General features: G+C 38.0%; 13 protein-coding genes. 8 read left to right on the top strand and 5 right to left on the bottom strand.

Annotation, left to right across the window (positions count from 1 at the left end; translation table 11 throughout):
• Window positions 1-116: 116 nt before the first annotated feature.
• Window positions 117-1,346: a c-type cytochrome gene (locus QUE09_RS16745; protein WP_286234018.1), complete on the bottom strand. Its 1,230-nt coding sequence runs from the start codon at window positions 1,344-1,346 to the stop codon at window positions 117-119.
• 202 nt (window positions 1,347-1,548) lie between these two features.
• Between QUE09_RS16745 and yihA the strand changes: the two genes are divergently transcribed.
• Both yihA and QUE09_RS16735 read left to right on the top strand, forming a co-directional pair.
• Window positions 1,549-2,184 (top strand): ribosome biogenesis GTP-binding protein YihA/YsxC, encoded by a 636-nt coding sequence (yihA, locus tag QUE09_RS16740; RefSeq protein WP_434017574.1) that lies wholly within the window; start codon window positions 1,549-1,551, stop codon window positions 2,182-2,184.
• A gap of 322 nt (window positions 2,185-2,506) precedes the next feature.
• On the top strand, window positions 2,507-3,295 hold the full coding sequence (locus QUE09_RS16735) for a hypothetical protein (RefSeq protein ID WP_286234016.1): 789 nt from the start codon (window positions 2,507-2,509) through the stop codon (window positions 3,293-3,295).
• Between the two features lie 233 nt (window positions 3,296-3,528).
• On the opposite strand, the gene QUE09_RS16730 is transcribed toward QUE09_RS16735, so the two are convergent.
• On the bottom strand, window positions 3,529-4,497 hold the full coding sequence (locus tag QUE09_RS16730) for a S41 family peptidase (protein ID WP_286234015.1): 969 nt from the start codon (window positions 4,495-4,497) through the stop codon (window positions 3,529-3,531).
• A gap of 231 nt (window positions 4,498-4,728) precedes the next feature.
• Here QUE09_RS16730 and QUE09_RS16725 point away from each other — a divergent pair, with 231 nt between their 5' ends.
• The 3 genes from QUE09_RS16725 (at window position 4,729) to QUE09_RS16715 (ending at window position 8,165) form a co-directional block, all read left to right on the top strand.
• On the top strand, window positions 4,729-5,694 hold the full coding sequence (locus QUE09_RS16725) for a catalase family peroxidase (RefSeq protein WP_286234014.1): 966 nt from the start codon (window positions 4,729-4,731) through the stop codon (window positions 5,692-5,694).
• Entirely contained in the window at window positions 5,691-6,215 is a 525-nt protein-coding gene (locus QUE09_RS16720) for a cytochrome b (RefSeq protein ID WP_286234013.1), read from the top strand. The genes QUE09_RS16725 and QUE09_RS16720 overlap by 4 nt, the downstream gene beginning before the upstream one ends.
• A 171-nt stretch (window positions 6,216-6,386) precedes the next feature.
• Window positions 6,387-8,165: a DUF885 domain-containing protein gene (locus QUE09_RS16715; protein ID WP_286234012.1), complete on the top strand. Its 1,779-nt coding sequence runs from the start codon at window positions 6,387-6,389 to the stop codon at window positions 8,163-8,165.
• 49 nt (window positions 8,166-8,214) lie between these two features.
• Here QUE09_RS16715 and QUE09_RS16710 read toward each other — a convergent pair whose 3' ends face one another.
• A complete protein-coding gene (locus tag QUE09_RS16710) occupies window positions 8,215-8,754 on the bottom strand; it encodes an NADPH-dependent FMN reductase (RefSeq protein WP_286234011.1) in 540 nt (179 codons plus the stop codon).
• A gap of 146 nt (window positions 8,755-8,900) precedes the next feature.
• Here QUE09_RS16710 and QUE09_RS16705 point away from each other — a divergent pair, with 146 nt between their 5' ends.
• Window positions 8,901-9,815 carry a LysR family transcriptional regulator gene (locus QUE09_RS16705; RefSeq protein ID WP_286234010.1) on the top strand — a complete coding sequence of 305 codons (915 nt, stop codon included), beginning with the start codon at window positions 8,901-8,903 and terminating at the stop codon, window positions 9,813-9,815.
• A 24-nt stretch (window positions 9,816-9,839) separates the two neighbouring features.
• On the opposite strand, the gene QUE09_RS16700 is transcribed toward QUE09_RS16705, so the two are convergent.
• Entirely contained in the window at window positions 9,840-10,442 is a 603-nt protein-coding gene (locus QUE09_RS16700) for a DNA-J related domain-containing protein (RefSeq protein WP_286234009.1), read from the bottom strand.
• Between the two features lie 358 nt (window positions 10,443-10,800).
• Window positions 10,801-12,834: a tetratricopeptide repeat protein gene (locus QUE09_RS16695; RefSeq protein ID WP_286234008.1), complete on the bottom strand. Its 2,034-nt coding sequence runs from the start codon at window positions 12,832-12,834 to the stop codon at window positions 10,801-10,803.
• A gap of 457 nt (window positions 12,835-13,291) precedes the next feature.
• Between QUE09_RS16695 and QUE09_RS16690 the strand changes: the two genes are divergently transcribed.
• Both QUE09_RS16690 and QUE09_RS16685 read left to right on the top strand, forming a co-directional pair.
• Window positions 13,292-14,629: a CsgG/HfaB family protein gene (locus QUE09_RS16690; RefSeq protein WP_286234007.1), complete on the top strand. Its 1,338-nt coding sequence runs from the start codon at window positions 13,292-13,294 to the stop codon at window positions 14,627-14,629.
• A gap of 446 nt (window positions 14,630-15,075) precedes the next feature.
• Window positions 15,076-16,056, top strand: coding sequence for an alpha/beta hydrolase (locus QUE09_RS16685; RefSeq protein ID WP_286234006.1), 981 nt, complete (start codon window positions 15,076-15,078; stop codon window positions 16,054-16,056).
• Window positions 16,057-16,064 lie beyond the last annotated feature (8 nt).

Genomic DNA, 16,064 nt, shown 5'->3' with positions numbered 1-16,064 from the left:
TAACCCATTGTAAAATTAGAATTAATTTTTAGTTTATGTGATCCTCGTATAATCGCAACAAATTTTGTTCACAAAAAAAGCAGCACGAATGCTGCTTTTTCTTTACTAATGCTTTACTACTTTAATGTAGATGCATAGTCTGCAAGTGCTTTAATTTCTTCATCTGTTAACTTAGCAGCAATGTCTTGCATCATGCCATTAAGGTCGTTTGCACGAGTACCAGAGCGGAAAGCGTTAAGTTGTGATGCTAAATAACTCGGATGTTGTCCACCAATAGCAGGGAAGCGTGCACTGTCCATGCCTTTACCGTCGACACTGTGACATGCAATACATGTCGTAATACCACGTGCAGCATCACCGCCAGTGTATAGCTCTTTACCAAGTACGTTAGCTTTAGCAGCAACAGGCTTTAATGTTTGAGAAGCAAAGTACGCCGCGAGGTTTTGCATATCGTCTTCACTCAATGCTCCGACCATACCAGCCATAATTGCGTTATCACGCTCGCCTGACTTAAATTCTACTAACTGCTTATACAAGTATGCTTCGCCCTGTCCAGCAATTGACGGATACATTGCATTTGTTGAATTTCCGTCGGCATTATGACATGCAACACATGTTGCTGATTTAGCTTTACCGAGTGCAACATCACCAACAAAGTTTTTAACTGCAACTTTACCTGTAGATGCTTTGACGTCACCAACTGATTTAGGATCTTCAAAGTATGCACCTAGGTTAGCAATATCTTCTGTTGATAAATTTGCAGAAACTTGATTCATCGACGCGTTGTGGCGTGACTTTTCTTTAAAGTTTTTTAACTGCTTTTCAATGTATTCAGGATGCTGATTTGATAGGTTTGGATTGATTAATACCTTACTATCGCCATCTTTACCGTGACAAGTGATACATGCCGTTATACCACGATCTGCATCACCATGTTCATATAATGCTTTACCTGCAGCGGCGTCAGGAATATATTTTGGCGCTGGTGCGGCAGTAGCTGTTTGTGCTGCTGAATCACCATCACTAGGTGCAGAACCGTCAATACTAAACGAAGAGAAGTAAGCTGCTACATCAGCCATATCTTGTTCTGAAAGATTTGCTGCCATTGGCGACATTAATGCATCTTTACGATCGCCAGCTTTAAATGCTTTTAATTGTTTCACGATATAGTCAGCGTGTTGACCCGCTAGGTTTGGGTAAGTATCAGCTGTACCCATACCGTTACTACCATGACAAGCTGCACAAACAGCTGCTTTTGTTTTTCCGGCTTGGGCGTCACCCGCAAAGGCATTGGCTTGAGACATCATGCCCAACCCGATGACCATTGAAAATAAAACGTTTTTCATGGATTGCTCTCTGTTTTAAATTGCACTTGATTCATAGCCAATCAAGCATCGTTCAAAGTTTTTTAATTATCGCGGCATTTTACACGAATACAAAGGCTTTTTAAGCCTGTCTAAGAAAAAAACGGTAAAAAAAGTAAGGTTTTCACTAATTTTTTTCAAAAACAGATATAATAGCCCACTAAATTAAGAATTAAAGATGGAAATGGTTTTGTCTACTTTTGCAGTCAATTTAAATAAAGCATCCTTTGTGATCAGTGCTCCAGATATTCGAAAATTACCAGAAGACACGGGTGTTGAAGTTGCGTTTGCCGGACGTTCAAATGCTGGTAAATCAAGTGCTTTAAATGCATTAACAAGGCAAAAAAGCCTGGCGAGAACCAGTAAAACGCCTGGTCGTACGCAATTGATCAATGTCTTTGAAATAGCAGAGCAGCATCGCTTAGTTGATTTACCCGGTTATGGTTTCGCAAAAGTGCCACTTGAGATGAAACTCAAATGGCAGAAAGCGCTAGGTGAGTATCTAGAAAAACGTCAAAGTTTGAAAGGGCTTGTGGTGTTAATGGATATTCGTCACCCTTTAAAAGACTTAGATCGCGATTTGATCGAGTGGGCGGTAGATAGTGAACTCCCTGTACTTGCATTACTTACTAAGGCAGATAAGTTGTCCCAAGGAAAAGCGAGTGCTGAAGTGTTAAGTGTTAAAAAATCACTTAGCTCATTAGGGGGCGATATTAAAGTACAAGCGTTTTCGTCATTAAAGAAAAAAGGCGTAGATCAAGCCACACAAGTTATTAATGATTGGTTTATGCAAGACGTAACCGAGCCCGAACAAGAATAATGCTCCCAACAAGGGCTATATGTCCTTTCTCAAAACCTTTATAAAATCACAAGCAAAAAAAAACCGAAGATGAAGCATCTTCGGTTGGTTAGCTTTGGGGAAAGCTAGAATATAAAATTATTACAACAGGTGTTCACTAGGAACAAGATTGATTATAGAGTAACCACTCTATAAAAGTAAAGTCTTTACTCTAAAAAAATATTTTTTATTGATCAGGTATCCTTAAGTGTATGTCTAACCAATAAATTAAAATGGAACTTTTTCTTATGTTGCATTACTAAGCATTTGTAAGGAAAATAAACAAAAACAATGGACGTTTAATATGAGAAAATTAAATTATTTAATCCCCGTTATATCCCTAATAGTAACGACATCTGCAATCGCTAATCAATTCCAACATGAAATTGAAATAGGTTCATTATCAAGTTCTGATGATTTTGGTGATGGTATGTTTAATATTGGATACCAATTTTATTTTACACCTATAGACGACAGTAAAATCATACCTAAACGTCTTATTGGAAAATACGCCAATTCAAATTTTTTATATACCAATTACACTTCCCACAATAGTTGGTCTTCCTATTCGTTAGGAGGAAGATACTATGTTGCCAAAGAATGGTTTGTTCAGGGCGGTTATACAACTAACGACTCAGAAAATGATTCAGATGGGTTCGAATTTCTGTCGGGCTACCATTTGACTGAATTATCATTACTTTCGATTAAGTATAAAGAAAACGAAAGCGAAAATAGTTTTTTTGACCATACTGTAACGGATTGGGAGATTAGTTATTCGCACTTCATACCATTACAATCAACAGCAGGTATTGATTTTTCAGCAAGCTACAATAAATCATCATATGTATCAAAGTGGAGCGAAGGAAAAAGAGAAAATGATGATGATTTAATCAGGGTGAACCTTGACTGGTTTATTAACAAATCATGGAGCCTTGGGGCTTCACATATACATGCTGATTCATCATATAGCACCATCAATACGCAGTATTGGCACCAATTTAGTGATGGACTATCTATCAACTTAGGAGCTGAAACTTCAATCAATGATTCAGACGGTACATTAATTTATATAAATGGTACATATAGGTTTTGATCTATAAAAAGGCTCTGCTGAATTAGAATCAAGTTATTATTCGAGTAGACAGATAAATATGAGGTACTATTTTTAATATGTATGTACTAAAAATTATTTTTTATGTTTCGATCAAGTATCCGTGTGTGTATATACATAATGTGGGTGTAATGAAAATGCTGGATTAATAGCCTCTACGGTTAAGTTTTTAATGTTGCTAGCTTGTGTTGTTACGTTTACTGTGTGTTGTATAGCTATTTATTGTCTATTGTGTTTAGCATTCTTAGCGCTATTTCATATGCCTTATCAAAAGCTTTGTCGGCTTTTGTAAAGTGATCAGGTACAACACCATTTTCATCCCATACTTGTTGTGTAACAGGGTGTTTTATCACAGCGTAAGGGAGCTTCAATGTTAGGTGCTTATTTAAGTTAATCTGTTTGGTGAAATGCCCTACGCCCATGGTTTCTTCACCCACGATCATTGCTTTATTGAAATGTTTAAGAGTGTAGCTAATAAACTCCCATTCTCCAGCAACAAATGAGGAGTTGAGAATGTACAATGGCAGCGCCTGTTTTGCGCTTTGCTCTTGCATTAGTGAAACTAAAGGAGAGGTGCTGCCACTATATTCTACTTGGCCAATAATGGTGTTGTTAGGTACAAAGTAGCTCACGATTAATTGTGCAATTTGCATATGAGTTTCATCAGCTAACCTTAAATCGATGATCATGGCATCAGCACCTGATAATGACTCAAATGCCTTTTCAATTGCCTGATATACACCATTAAAGTTAATATTGCCTGCGAGCTTTAAATAGCCAATATTATGCTCAAGTATTTCTGCCTCTATACTGTCGTTGTGCTGGTAAGTGTTTTCTTTTTTGCTGCTTGTAATGCTTGTTAATGTTATTGGGTATTCTCGTACAATATCGATACTTGTATCTTTTGTCGCTTTAATGATTATTGATCTGAGTACACGTCTAAAGTCGTCAACAGTTTGGTTTGGGCGAAATCCGTTATTATTTAATTTAGCTGAAAGTAATGCTCTTAGTTGTGTTGCTCTTTCGGGGTATAGGTAGGTATGCTCTAGCGCATTAATGGTGTTGCTAACCGTCTGTTTTATCTCTTCATGCGTCATAACATCTTCCCTGGGAGAAAGTTGCTTTTGCGCAGAATACACATTTAGGCTAGTCATTAATGCCAATAAAATAAAAAGTGTTTTCATAATATGCCTTGTGCATACATTATCAAGTCTCATTTTTATATGGCGCCATGTGTTACAAAATTCAATAAATACCCTGAAACCACTGATCTATAGCTTGCGATTTAACGTATCAATTAAGATATTCACTATTTGTAATATAAATCCCATTAAGGCTGAAAGAATAATATCGCTTAGTAGGTCTATTCATTGAAGTGAATGTTCTTCAATCATTATTTTTTATCTGGAGTTTATGTGAAGTTTCAATTAACCATTTTAATGTCTTCCTTATTGTTTTTTAACTTGCCCGTCGACGCACAAGTGAGTGCACAAAAATTTGTCGACTTACAGCAAGGAAAATCTGATTTCCCTGGTTTTCGGCGCGCCCATGCAAAAGGTGTTTGTGTTTACGGCGAATTTCAATCAAACGGTAATTTAAGTTCGTTTTCGACAGCGTCATTATTCCAAAAAGGAAATACAGCTTTTATCGGCCGGTATTCATTAGCAGGTAATAATCCAACCGCACCAGATTTAAAAGCGCCAGTGCGAAGTTTGGCGTTGAGCTTTAATCTTGCACCTAACCAACAGTGGCGTGTCGCCATGAATACGCCACCAGTGATGGCGGTTAAAAATCCTAATGATTTTTATCAGCAAATTGTAGCGATAAAACAGGGGGGCGCTGCCATCAAACAGTTCTTTGAAAATCACCCTGAAAGTGCAGATTTCTTGCGTTGGAAGGCAAATTATCTGCCAACAAGTAGTTTTGCATTAGAAAGGTATCACAGTATTAATGCCTTTTATCTGCTTTCAGCTTCCGGACAAAAACAAGCCGTTCGGTGGTCTATGGAACCACTGGTAGAGGATATCAATTCACTAAATACTGACAGCAATGATGCCCTCATTGAAGAATTAGCATTACGACTTGAACAAGGTGTAGTCAGTTATGATTGGGTATTTTCATTTGCAACTGCACAAGATGATGAACACAACCCCGCAAAAATGTGGCCGAATGAGCGTGAAAAAGTTGTTGCTGGAAAAATTGTTATCCACGAAGTAAATCGTGATCAGAATGCTGATTGCCAAGGTATCAACTTTGATCCGCTCACCTTACCATCTGGGATCTTACCGACGAATGATCCGATATTAAAAGCACGTTCTGCAGCTTACGCTGAATCTTATCGTAGAAGAGCCAAAGAGCAATTTTGGGGAGTATTCAAGTGAGTAATATCGTACGTTATAACCAAACATTAAGGCTATTGCATTGGTCGATGGCATTTCTTCTTTTATCAATGATCATGGCGGGCTTAACTTTAGTGCAGTCTTTAGCTACATGGCAATTTACACTGCTGAACCTGCACAAATCGTTTGGTCTTATTGCATTATTGTTGGCAAGTTTTAGATTATATTACAAGCTAAAGTACCAGCCTGATATTCCACACGAGAAATTACCTCATTTGCAGGCTAGGGTGATTAGTTGGGTTCACGGTTTATTGTATTTTTGTATGTTTGCTATGCCAATCACAGGTCTATTATCTCAGTACTATGTGAGCAGACCTATCTCTTTCTTTGGTTTATTTTTTATACCGGCTTCGACTGATGCAAATATTGTTAGCTATGCTATTTTTAGAGAGCTACACAGCCTTATAATGTATGGTTTAGTACTGTTATTAATGCTTCATATAGCTGGCGTTGCATATCATTATTTTGTTAAAAAAGATGACGTACTAAAGCGCATGCTATAACCAATAAAGGCCACTAATCCCTTTTTCTTTAAATAAATAATATTTTCAACAGGGGTTAGTTGTCTTAAAAGCGAAACCTTCTATCGTACTTTGCTATTTTTCTTTTGTTTTTCACGTTATGTTTCTGCGCTAATAAATATTTTATCATTCCGTCTTAACACAGGTACCCTTATGAACTTCTGCTCACTTCAATACACGGTAGTGTTTATCAGCTTGCTTCTTGTCAGTGCATGTCAACAAACGCCGATAAAACCTAGTGCTGATGAGCAATTTGAACTCACGGTTCAGCAATTGTTAGATCACCGAGCAGGTAAGGGAAAATATCAAACGAGATTAGCGGATGAGAAACAATCTTATTGGCCAGATTTGTCACCTGAATTTTTAGCAAAACAGTACCAAGAACGTAAAAGTATTGCCGCTGCATTTGAACAAATAGTGCAAAGTGAGCTGTCAGCTGAAAATAAAATTAACTATGCGATTATCAAAGCGCAACTTGATAACAAAATTGCTCACTATCACTTTAAATCGCATTATATTCCGTTTAAGTCTGAGTCAGGTTTTCATTCAAGTATCAATTTTACCGTTGATGCAACGGTATTTAATAAGAAAAAAGACATTGAGCAATACATAAATAAGCTTGCAGCAATGCCAAAATATTTTGAGCAAAATATTGATTGGATGCGAAAAGGTTTGGCTGAAGGGATCACGCAGCCTCAAGCCGTTTTAGTTGATTATGAGCATTCTATTTCAGCCTTTATCCCTGAAAAAGTTGAACAATCAGTGTTTTTAAAGCCCTTTGCTACGAGTTCAAAGTTGATTGACGCTGAATTTGTTCAAGCACAGCGTAAGCGTTTAGTTGACTTATTAACAACACAAATTATTCCTGCTTATAAAAACTATTATCAGTTTTTTACGCAAGAGTATTTTCCAAACGCCAGAACCAATATTGCTGTATCTTCAATGCCTAATGGTCTTGCCTTTTACAATAATCGAGTAAAACACTACACAACAACTGACATGAGTGCAGAAGATATTCATCAACTTGGTTTGCGTGAAGTCGCGCGTATTCGTTCGGAAATGGATGAAGTCATTACCAAAACTGGTTTCGAAGGAACGTTTGCCGAATTTACTCACTTTTTAAGAACAGATCCGCAGTTTTACGCAAAAACGCCTTTAGAATTAATTAAAGAAGCATCGTATCTTGCGAAGCAAATTGATGGCAAATTACCATCATTGTTTAAACATTTACCGCGTACACCTTATGGTGTGGTGCCAGTTCCTGACAGTATTGCACCTAAATATACAACAGGTCGTTATATCAGCCCGCCAAATGATCGTCATTCAGGTTCATATTGGGTTAATACTTACGCATTAGATAAACGTCCATTGTATGTATTACCCGCGTTAACCTTACATGAAGGTGTGCCCGGGCATCATTTACAAATTTCTTTAAATAGTGAGTTAGATAATTTGCCTTCGTATCGACAACACGCATATATTTCAGCCTTCGGTGAGGGATGGGGATTATATGCTGAATGGCTAGGTATTGAAGCTGGCATTTATACTGATCATTACAGCAACTTTGGCCGACTGACCTATGAAATGTGGCGAGCAGCGCGATTAGTGGTTGATACCGGTATGCATGTAAAAGGTTGGTCAAGAACAAAGGCGATGGACTTTATGAGAGATAATACTGCGTTATCGCTACATAATGTTAAAACTGAAATAGATCGTTATATTTCATGGCCGGGTCAAGCTTTATCATACAAAATAGGTGAAATCATGATTCGCGATTTACGCAAACGTGCTGAAGCTGAATTGGGTTTGGATTTTGATGTACGTGAATTTCATTATCAAATTTTAAAAAATGGTTCATTACCGTTATTTGTACTTGAAGCGGAAATTGAGGCGTATATTACTGAAAAGCTGAAAGAAAAAAGTAATAAATAGAATAGTGCGCTTAACGACATAATGAACGTAAGCGCACATTATTATTGCATTATATTGTTGCTTCGAAAGTATTAATAACATCGCTGATGGCGCGATCTGTTTCTTGATCAAATTGTCCATCAGTGTACTTGTCAAAGAATCCGCCTAAGCTATAAGTCCCCTTTACTTCACCACCCCACCATGGCATTAACTCAGCCATCGTTTTAATGTTTGTTGCGCCACCAGTAGGGCCAGGCGAAGTACTCATGAGTAGAACTGGCTTTACGGTGTCACCAAAAAAGGGATTTCCTGGTGTGGTGAGTCGTGATAACCAATCAATAACATTCTTTAAAAATGCAGGCATTGAACCATTATGCTCAGGTGATGCAATGATTAATGCATCATAGCCTGACATGAGCTCACGTAACTTAGTGGCAGACTCTGGGAAGCCTTGTGCTTGTACGTCTAACCCATACATTGGTAACGGATAGTCATTAAGATCTAATACAGTAACTTCATGTTTTGATACTTTACTAGCGGCAACGTTAATCAATGACTGATTAATCGATTGGCTATGGTTACTACCTGAAAATGCAAGTATCTTTTTCATCTAATTTCTCCTAACGAACGTTCAACCGTCTGGGCTGCTTGTAACGAATAATTAACTTATTGTTACTATACGCTTAAGCAAATAGTAGATAAATGGCATTATAGTGATAATATAGTTTACTAAAAGTAAACAATCAGTGTGTGCAGATGGACAAGTTAAAGGCGTTAACTATTTTTAGGCGGGTTGTTGAGTTAGGCAGTTTTAAAGCTGCAGCGGACGATTTATCTTTGTCTAAAGCCGCCATTAGTAAAAGTATTAATCAATTGGAAGAGCAGTTAAAGGCACCTTTAATTCACCGTACAACACGAAAGATGCATGTTACTGCTAAAGGTCATCAATATTATCACCATGTACGTAATATTCTTGATGAATTGAACACGGCTGATCTTTCTATTATTGAATCTTCAACACATTTACGTGGTCTGATAAAGGTCAGTGTCCCTATGTCGGCTGGGCTACTTTTAATAAATCCTGCCGTGTGCGAATTTATGAAGCAACACCCCGATATTACCATTGAGCTTATCATGAGTGATCAATATTTAGATCTCGTAGAGCATGGTGTTGATGTTGCTATTCGAGGCGGGGGGCAGTTACAAAGTTCGAGCTTAAAATCGCGTAAAATTTTTGGCTTAGACCTTGTCCTTTGTGCTTCGGCTGAATATGTAGCCACTCATGGTCAACCAGATGAACCAGAAGCCTTACATGCGCATAATTGTTTGATTTACAGTTTGTCGTCTTCGCCTAGGCAGTGGTTTTTTCGCCAAGGGAATGAAGTTCGGACGGTTGAATCACCGCCGAGTTCATATGTGGTTAATAATGGCTTAGCTCTAAAGCAAGCGGCAAGAGCAGGTCTAGGTGTTTTGTTAACACCAGAGCTATTTGTTGCAAAAGAGCTGCAATCTGGTGAATTAGTTAAGTTAATGCCAGATTGGCAAGCCGAAAAACACGCCTTATATGCCGTTTATCCTTATCATAAAGAACAATCTAAAAATGTACGCACCTTTATTGATTTTATTGTCGAATATGTCACAACAAGTTGTGACAATGCACAGAGTCAGTAACGCTAATTTATTCACGTTCGCTGTTCAAAAGAGCTTATCTAATACCGCCTTGGCTTGACGGATCTTCGTAAAAGCACTAGCACAGCCACCTTTATCAGGGTGATGTGTTTGAGCGAGTTGAAGGTATCGTGTTTTTATGGTTTGTTTATCGGCATCCAATGGGAGGTTTAAGGTTTCAAGCGCTTTGTTTTTGTCTTCTTGTGCCAGATATTTTTGCCAAAAGTGCTTAAGCATGTCATTGATTTCGCTTTCTTGTGTTTCAAAATAGTGTTGTGAATTTAAGTAGTAGCTAGCGAGTGGATCGACGGCTTCAAGTGTATATTTGGGAGCATGAGCTAACGTTTTTGATTTATCTATCGCCACTCTCTCTATACGCACAGAATCAATAAAAAGTTGGTATTTTTGTGCGTCTTGATAATGTGCTTTTAAATGATAAAGCGCGTGCATGCAAAGAAAATGCGCACTAAATAAATCCTGGTGGTCGGCTAATGAAAAGCTGTTAAAAGGGGAGATTTCTTGATGACTTAAATGTTTAATAATTTCATATTCATTGGTCAGCGGACAGTGATTGAAATAGCATTCAAGTTCTTGAAGAATTGGTGCTAAGTAAGGATTTAATGTCTGCATCTCATCTACCCGTTATTCATGGAGAGTCCATACTACATTAACGAGAGTTGTGTTAAAAATTCAATGAAACAATAAGTGTTGCTATGCATATGCTATCTATTGTTCGGCTAATGAGTTTAATTATATTTGCTAGGTAGAGGAAGATAGCAATGACTACTTAAAGTTAAGAGCTGAAATTGCGGATGTTCTTGCCATTGCTAATAGTCAGTTAAATTTAGTGCATTTACTTACCGTGTCAGGACACTTTGGTGGAGTAATTGCAACGACTAGCTTGGTTAAAATAAACGAAAGGCATTGAACATATTACTAGAGTGTAATAGGTGCTACCCAACTAAATAAGTTCGCTCATGGTTTTCGTTTAAGGGCTCGATTTAGCTGACATCATGGATGAACTATATATTGTTATTTCAGGAAGCTGCTTGTAAATTGGACATTTATCGATTGCTTGATTTAAGAAGGTATTATGTTCTGAGCTATTGTCAGAAAAATATTGATAGAGTAAACCTAATCTAACCATCGCGGGTAAGTCTAATCGATTATTCTTAGACAGTTGTTCAATTCGTTCAAGTTTAATTGAATGGTCGATTTGAGTTATTTCGGTTAACAACTCAATTCGGGTGGTATAATAAAAGCGGTATACTTGGTCACTTTCTGATTGATTACCTCTCGCGTAATCTCTATCTAATATGGCAATGGCCTGTTGATAAGCATTTACCGCACGTTTTGGTTGTACTGCTGTAGAATACATATCCGCAAGTGCTCCCCACATTTGGTGAATACCTGCATCACCTGCAAGCAGTATTGATTTTTCTCGAAGTTTAATTGCTTCTTTATTCTCACCTGAAAAATAGTACAACATACTTAGCTGCTCGACAGGTAAATACGAATTTGGATTTGTTTCAATAATGGTGTGGTAATATCTTTTGGCTTTTTCAACGTGTCCCATGCAATAATGCAATGTACCCAAATTGGTCAATACAATCTCGTTACTATTTAGCACATCAGCTTTTTCAGTTGCATTAATAGCCTGTTGCCGATTCCCATCTGACCATTCAATTACTCCTAAAAAAAAGTGATATTTCCAATTATTTGGATCCTTAGCAATAGCATTGTTGATACTTTGTTTGGCTTTATCTAACGAAGGGTTCTTAGGGCTGTTCTTGTGAAAGCTTTCTAATTGAGCATAAGACAATTGGTAAAAAATAGCCGCATTTTTAGGTGAGAACGTACTTAATAGCTCAATTGCTTTATCTGTTTTTCCAGTTCTACGCAACATTAAGCCATTAGACGCAATAACAAAAGGGTGATTTGGCGCTAATTGTTTGGCTTTTTTGCAATGTGTTAAAGCTTGTTCAAGTAAATACCGCTCATCAGACGACCAACTCTCATAAACATACGCTTGGCACAACCCGGCATGTGCCTGAGCAAATTTAGGCGCTATTTTAATAGTGTTTAGAAAACGACTTTGTGCAGTTTTTATATATTCCAAGTTATAAGATTTTTCCAATAAATCCAAACCTTCTACATAAAACTTAGCAGCAGTAGAATTGATAAATCGTTGATTTGAATCTTTGCTCTTGTCTGACAAAAAAAATTGCCTAATCGTTGTTGATAGTTTTGTCGCTATAGTTTCTGGGTCTGTATCAAGCTCTTCAGTTGCATAAAAGTTTTGAGCGACCATTAATCGTTGTTTGTTGTTGGCCAAGAAAGCTTCTTGTAATACGTATCTTCCATAAGTTCGAGTATTTAACACGACAATAAAGTCAACTTGCTTTCGCTCTATTTCATGTGTTGACACTATGGCGTCTGGTGAATGTGTCACAGTATTAGGCACAATATTAAAGTCATTTTGTAAAGTTTCGCGAACAATCTGTAAGGACTTTTTTTGATCATGAGTGCCGTATAGGGCTATAGAAGGAGTCGTGCCATGAGAAATTACCTGATCGTAGTGATTTTTTAGCGGGTTACTGAAGCTTTTTGGACTCAAGTCGACGGGGGCTACGGCAGCTTTAGGGTAAATTACCCAAGCAAAAGTAAATAAAGTTAACAATGCTAAGCCAGTTAGGCCGACATACTTAAATGCTAGGTTTTGCTTTATTTTATTATCACCATCGTCAGTTTCAGGTTCGAGAGCCTCTGAGTCGCTAGTAAGATATAAAGTGTAGGCGTCAACATTAAGTGCAGCGGCAATGCGCTCGATAGAAACTGGCGACACAGCGATTTGCCGAAACACGCGATTTACCATGTCTTTTGGTGCGCTATCTAAGTTTTCTAAAGAGGCGATATGTTCAGCTAGTGCCGCTTGGGTTTTAAATCCTGCCGCGAATAAAGCTTGTTCCAGTTTTTTTCTGTCAGCTATCACACCACGTTTACGTTGAGTCCTATTCACCATTTATCGATTATCCTGATCTGAAACGTTTGATTTAACCTCTGTTAAAAAAACTTGTTGAAATTCTACTAAGCATCCAATTGGTGTAACTGGTTAATTTGTATTCAACGAATTTAGCTTAATTTACCTTAAATGGCGTTAACTGTCGATAAGGTGCGTTAACTCACGATGCATAGTATTGAACCTGCTGCTAGGTTAAGCAATATATTGATAACACCCATGAATAGCGCTGTTTGACTCATGGCACAGCAAACATTTTACTTAGGTTTTTTGTTGATTAATCATGCCAAATTTCTTATGCAAAATATGCATAAGTTAAGCGGTTAAATAGTCTGCAACCGGTGAGTTATATGCTGCAAATAGTAGGAGAGTAATGCCATTTAATAATCTGAAATAAGGCAACTCAACTGAATTACAAGATTACATAATCAAAGACCAATTAAAGGAATGGAGAAGCGTCATGTTGCTTAATCAAACACTCAATAAATTTCAAAACACTAAGTGGTGCAAAGTCGCACTATTTAGTGCTGCATTAACTGGGCTACCAGCTTGTATGTCTACTGGTCCAACCATGGGGGGCTCGAGTGGTAATGTTGTTACTGGGGGCGCAGGCGGGAGCAATACAGCCAACGCAAATGCAGGCCTAGAAAAATGTACATCACCTCTTGGTACTTTATCTGTATTTGAAGATACGTCACTGACCTGGTGGCGCGATTACCGAAAAAGGTACCCTTCGCTTGGTAGTACTATCCCGGTTATTCGGTTGATGTTACAACAATCTAATTGTTTTGTTGTTGTTGAACGTGGGCAAGCAATGAATGCAATGAACCGAGAACGACAATTAATGCAGTCTGGTCAGCTCCGTCAGGGCAGTAACTTGGGTGGGGCACAGATGGTGGCTGCTGATTACACGATCAGTCCAGAAATTCAGTTTTCAGCGAAAGGAACACAAGGGCTCAAAGCGGTTGGTGCTTCATTATTGGGTTCATTTGGCTCAATTATTGGTGGTGGCTTAAGTAAAAATGAAGCATCTACAACACTATTGTTAATAGATAATCGATCTGGCGTGCAAGTGTCTGCCGCAATTGGTAATGCAGGCAATTACGATTTTAGTTTATTTGGCGGGTTATTTTCTGGTGGTTTTGCAGGAGCTAGTGGTTTTAGTAATTCACCAGAAGGCAAAATTATTACTGCTGCTTTTGCTGATTCATACAACCAAATGGTTAAAGCATTACGCCAATACAAAGCACAACAAGTTGAAGGCGGGCTGGGAAAAGGAGGGCGCTTAACTGTTGGTGGGATTAACGATCAAACGCCAACTGCCACTAACACTGCACAAATTGTCGATCCGCCAAAAGCTGAACCAGTTGTTATGCATACAACTCGTGTTGAAACTAACAGTGTGGTAAGAAATCGAAGTTATGAATTTGAAGTCGATGAATATGACGAAGATGCAATGAATGATTATTATCGTTCACTCAAAAGTGTCAACGAAATGGCAAGCGGTTTAGCAACCATATCAATGTCTAACTCAAATCAACAGTATAAAGATATGGCTGCTACTGGCATGCAGATGTTTTTTGATAAACTAGCTACCAGTAAAATTGAATTAGAGTCTTGGCCTTTAAGTGCAAAGCAACAAGCGTGGCAAGTTCTCGGAAAAAAAATAGAAAAATACAATAAAATGTTTGATAGGCATCGTAAATCATTACTGTCAAATAAGTCTTTGGACAGCCGTGTTGCAGATATTTTAAACTCTATTGAATTGATCACCAAAGAAACACTTTTTGGTGCCTAACAATTTATATTTTTCTTTAAACATTAAACCTAAGTATCGGGTGATATTGCCAGATACTTAGGTTTACTTTCTTAGTTATTCTAATTCTTTACCCAATCATTTAATGATTTTAAATATATTTTTTGTTTGCTAAGAAACAATACAAAGCTGTGAGGGCATAAACTAAGCCTGCAATTTAAAAGCAGGTTCACCTGAATGACCATTTAATGCACTCAATGCCTTTACTAAAGCTGTTTTATCGCTATTAGATTAATAAAAACATGATAAGTGACGTTTACCAGTATACCGTGATTTACACGAGGTCATTACAGTGTTGATTGTCTTAGCGAATCGTCGAAAGTAGACTACACTTAATACTTGTTGAGGTGATAAGTTATAAAGGATGTTACTGTCGCTGAAAATATACCAAACAATACCTTAGTTTCGCACTACAAAAGGACTTGTGCATGTTATTTGCCACGAATAGATCACCTCGAGAATCAGTAAAAAGTCGTAAAGGTCGTAAAATATCATTTCCGCCGCAAAAAACACGGGCTAGTTTAGATATGTATTTTTGTCAGCGAGTTGGAGAAAATGATTATCGTGAAATTGGTAGCCCAGCGTTTTTTGAGCAATTAAAACAATTACCTGGAAAGGCTCAAGTTCTCCTCTATATCCATGGCTTTAATAACATGCCTGAAACGGACATTTTTCCTAGGGCTATGCAACTTCAAGCATTGATAAATCAGAATAATGGCGATGATTTTGCACTAGTTGTGCCGTTGATTTGGCCTTGTGATGATGACGCATTTTATGCCCTTATTGACGATTATTGGGATGACCAAAAAGCGGCTGACGCAAGTGGATTAGCTTTCGCTCGTATGCTGGCTAAGTTTGATGTTTGGCGAGCAAAAGAGGCTTGTAAGGTGGACCCATGCACGAGAAGGTTGAATATTATTGCCCATTCAATGGGCAATAGAGTGTTACGGAATGCAATAGCGACTTGGGGTAAGTTTGATCATGGAGGACAAGTACCCAAATTGTTTCGTAATATTTTTATGGTCGCTGCAGATGTGGTTAATCATAGTTTGGAGCCCGGATATAGTGGTGCACTTATTCCTCAAGCAGCAAGAAATGTTGTGGTTTATCATGCGAATGACGACCTTGCGATGCCAGCGAGTAAATTGAGCAATTTACGTAACCGCACTGTATCAGCGCGCTTAGGTATGACCGGCGTTGAAGATTTATCGCGCGTGGCTAAAAATGTTTATGAGGTGGACTGTGACAACTTTAATAATCGCTTTGATTGGCCGCAAGGCCATGCTTATTTCCTCAATAACGACATTCACTTAAGCCCTGCGTTGTTACACATGTTATCTGCTATGGAAGATGGAAGAGTAAAGCCAAACGATAGAAGCTATATATTACGTTACTTAGAAAATAGCTAATGCGGTGT

The sequence above is a fragment of the Thalassotalea sediminis genome (assembly GCF_030295915.1).
In the GTDB taxonomy this organism is placed as follows: domain Bacteria; phylum Pseudomonadota; class Gammaproteobacteria; order Enterobacterales; family Alteromonadaceae; genus Thalassotalea_C; species Thalassotalea_C sediminis.
Note: the sequence above shows the minus strand (reverse complement) of the source record. Positions and strands in the feature narration are given on the sequence as shown.

What these genes read in the sequence shown, in the direction of transcription:
- QUE09_RS16690 (WP_286234007.1), top strand. Translation starts at nt 13,292, where the DNA reads ATGTTGCTTAATCAAACACTCAATAAATTTCAAAACACTAAGTGGTGC.
- QUE09_RS16705 (WP_286234010.1), top strand. Translation starts at nt 8,901, where the DNA reads ATGGACAAGTTAAAGGCGTTAACTATTTTTAGGCGGGTTGTTGAGTTA.
- QUE09_RS16700 (WP_286234009.1), bottom strand. Translation starts at nt 10,442, where the DNA reads ATGCAGACATTAAATCCTTACTTAGCACCAATTCTTCAAGAACTTGAA.
- QUE09_RS16745 (WP_286234018.1), bottom strand. Translation starts at nt 1,346, where the DNA reads ATGAAAAACGTTTTATTTTCAATGGTCATCGGGTTGGGCATGATGTCT.
- QUE09_RS16715 (WP_286234012.1), top strand. Translation starts at nt 6,387, where the DNA reads ATGAACTTCTGCTCACTTCAATACACGGTAGTGTTTATCAGCTTGCTT.
- QUE09_RS16710 (WP_286234011.1), bottom strand. Translation starts at nt 8,754, where the DNA reads ATGAAAAAGATACTTGCATTTTCAGGTAGTAACCATAGCCAATCGATT.
- yihA (WP_434017574.1), top strand. Translation starts at nt 1,549, where the DNA reads ATGGTTTTGTCTACTTTTGCAGTCAATTTAAATAAAGCATCCTTTGTG.
- QUE09_RS16685 (WP_286234006.1), top strand. Translation starts at nt 15,076, where the DNA reads ATGTTATTTGCCACGAATAGATCACCTCGAGAATCAGTAAAAAGTCGT.
- QUE09_RS16730 (WP_286234015.1), bottom strand. Translation starts at nt 4,497, where the DNA reads ATGAAAACACTTTTTATTTTATTGGCATTAATGACTAGCCTAAATGTG.
- QUE09_RS16735 (WP_286234016.1), top strand. Translation starts at nt 2,507, where the DNA reads ATGAGAAAATTAAATTATTTAATCCCCGTTATATCCCTAATAGTAACG.
- QUE09_RS16695 (WP_286234008.1), bottom strand. Translation starts at nt 12,834, where the DNA reads ATGGTGAATAGGACTCAACGTAAACGTGGTGTGATAGCTGACAGAAAA.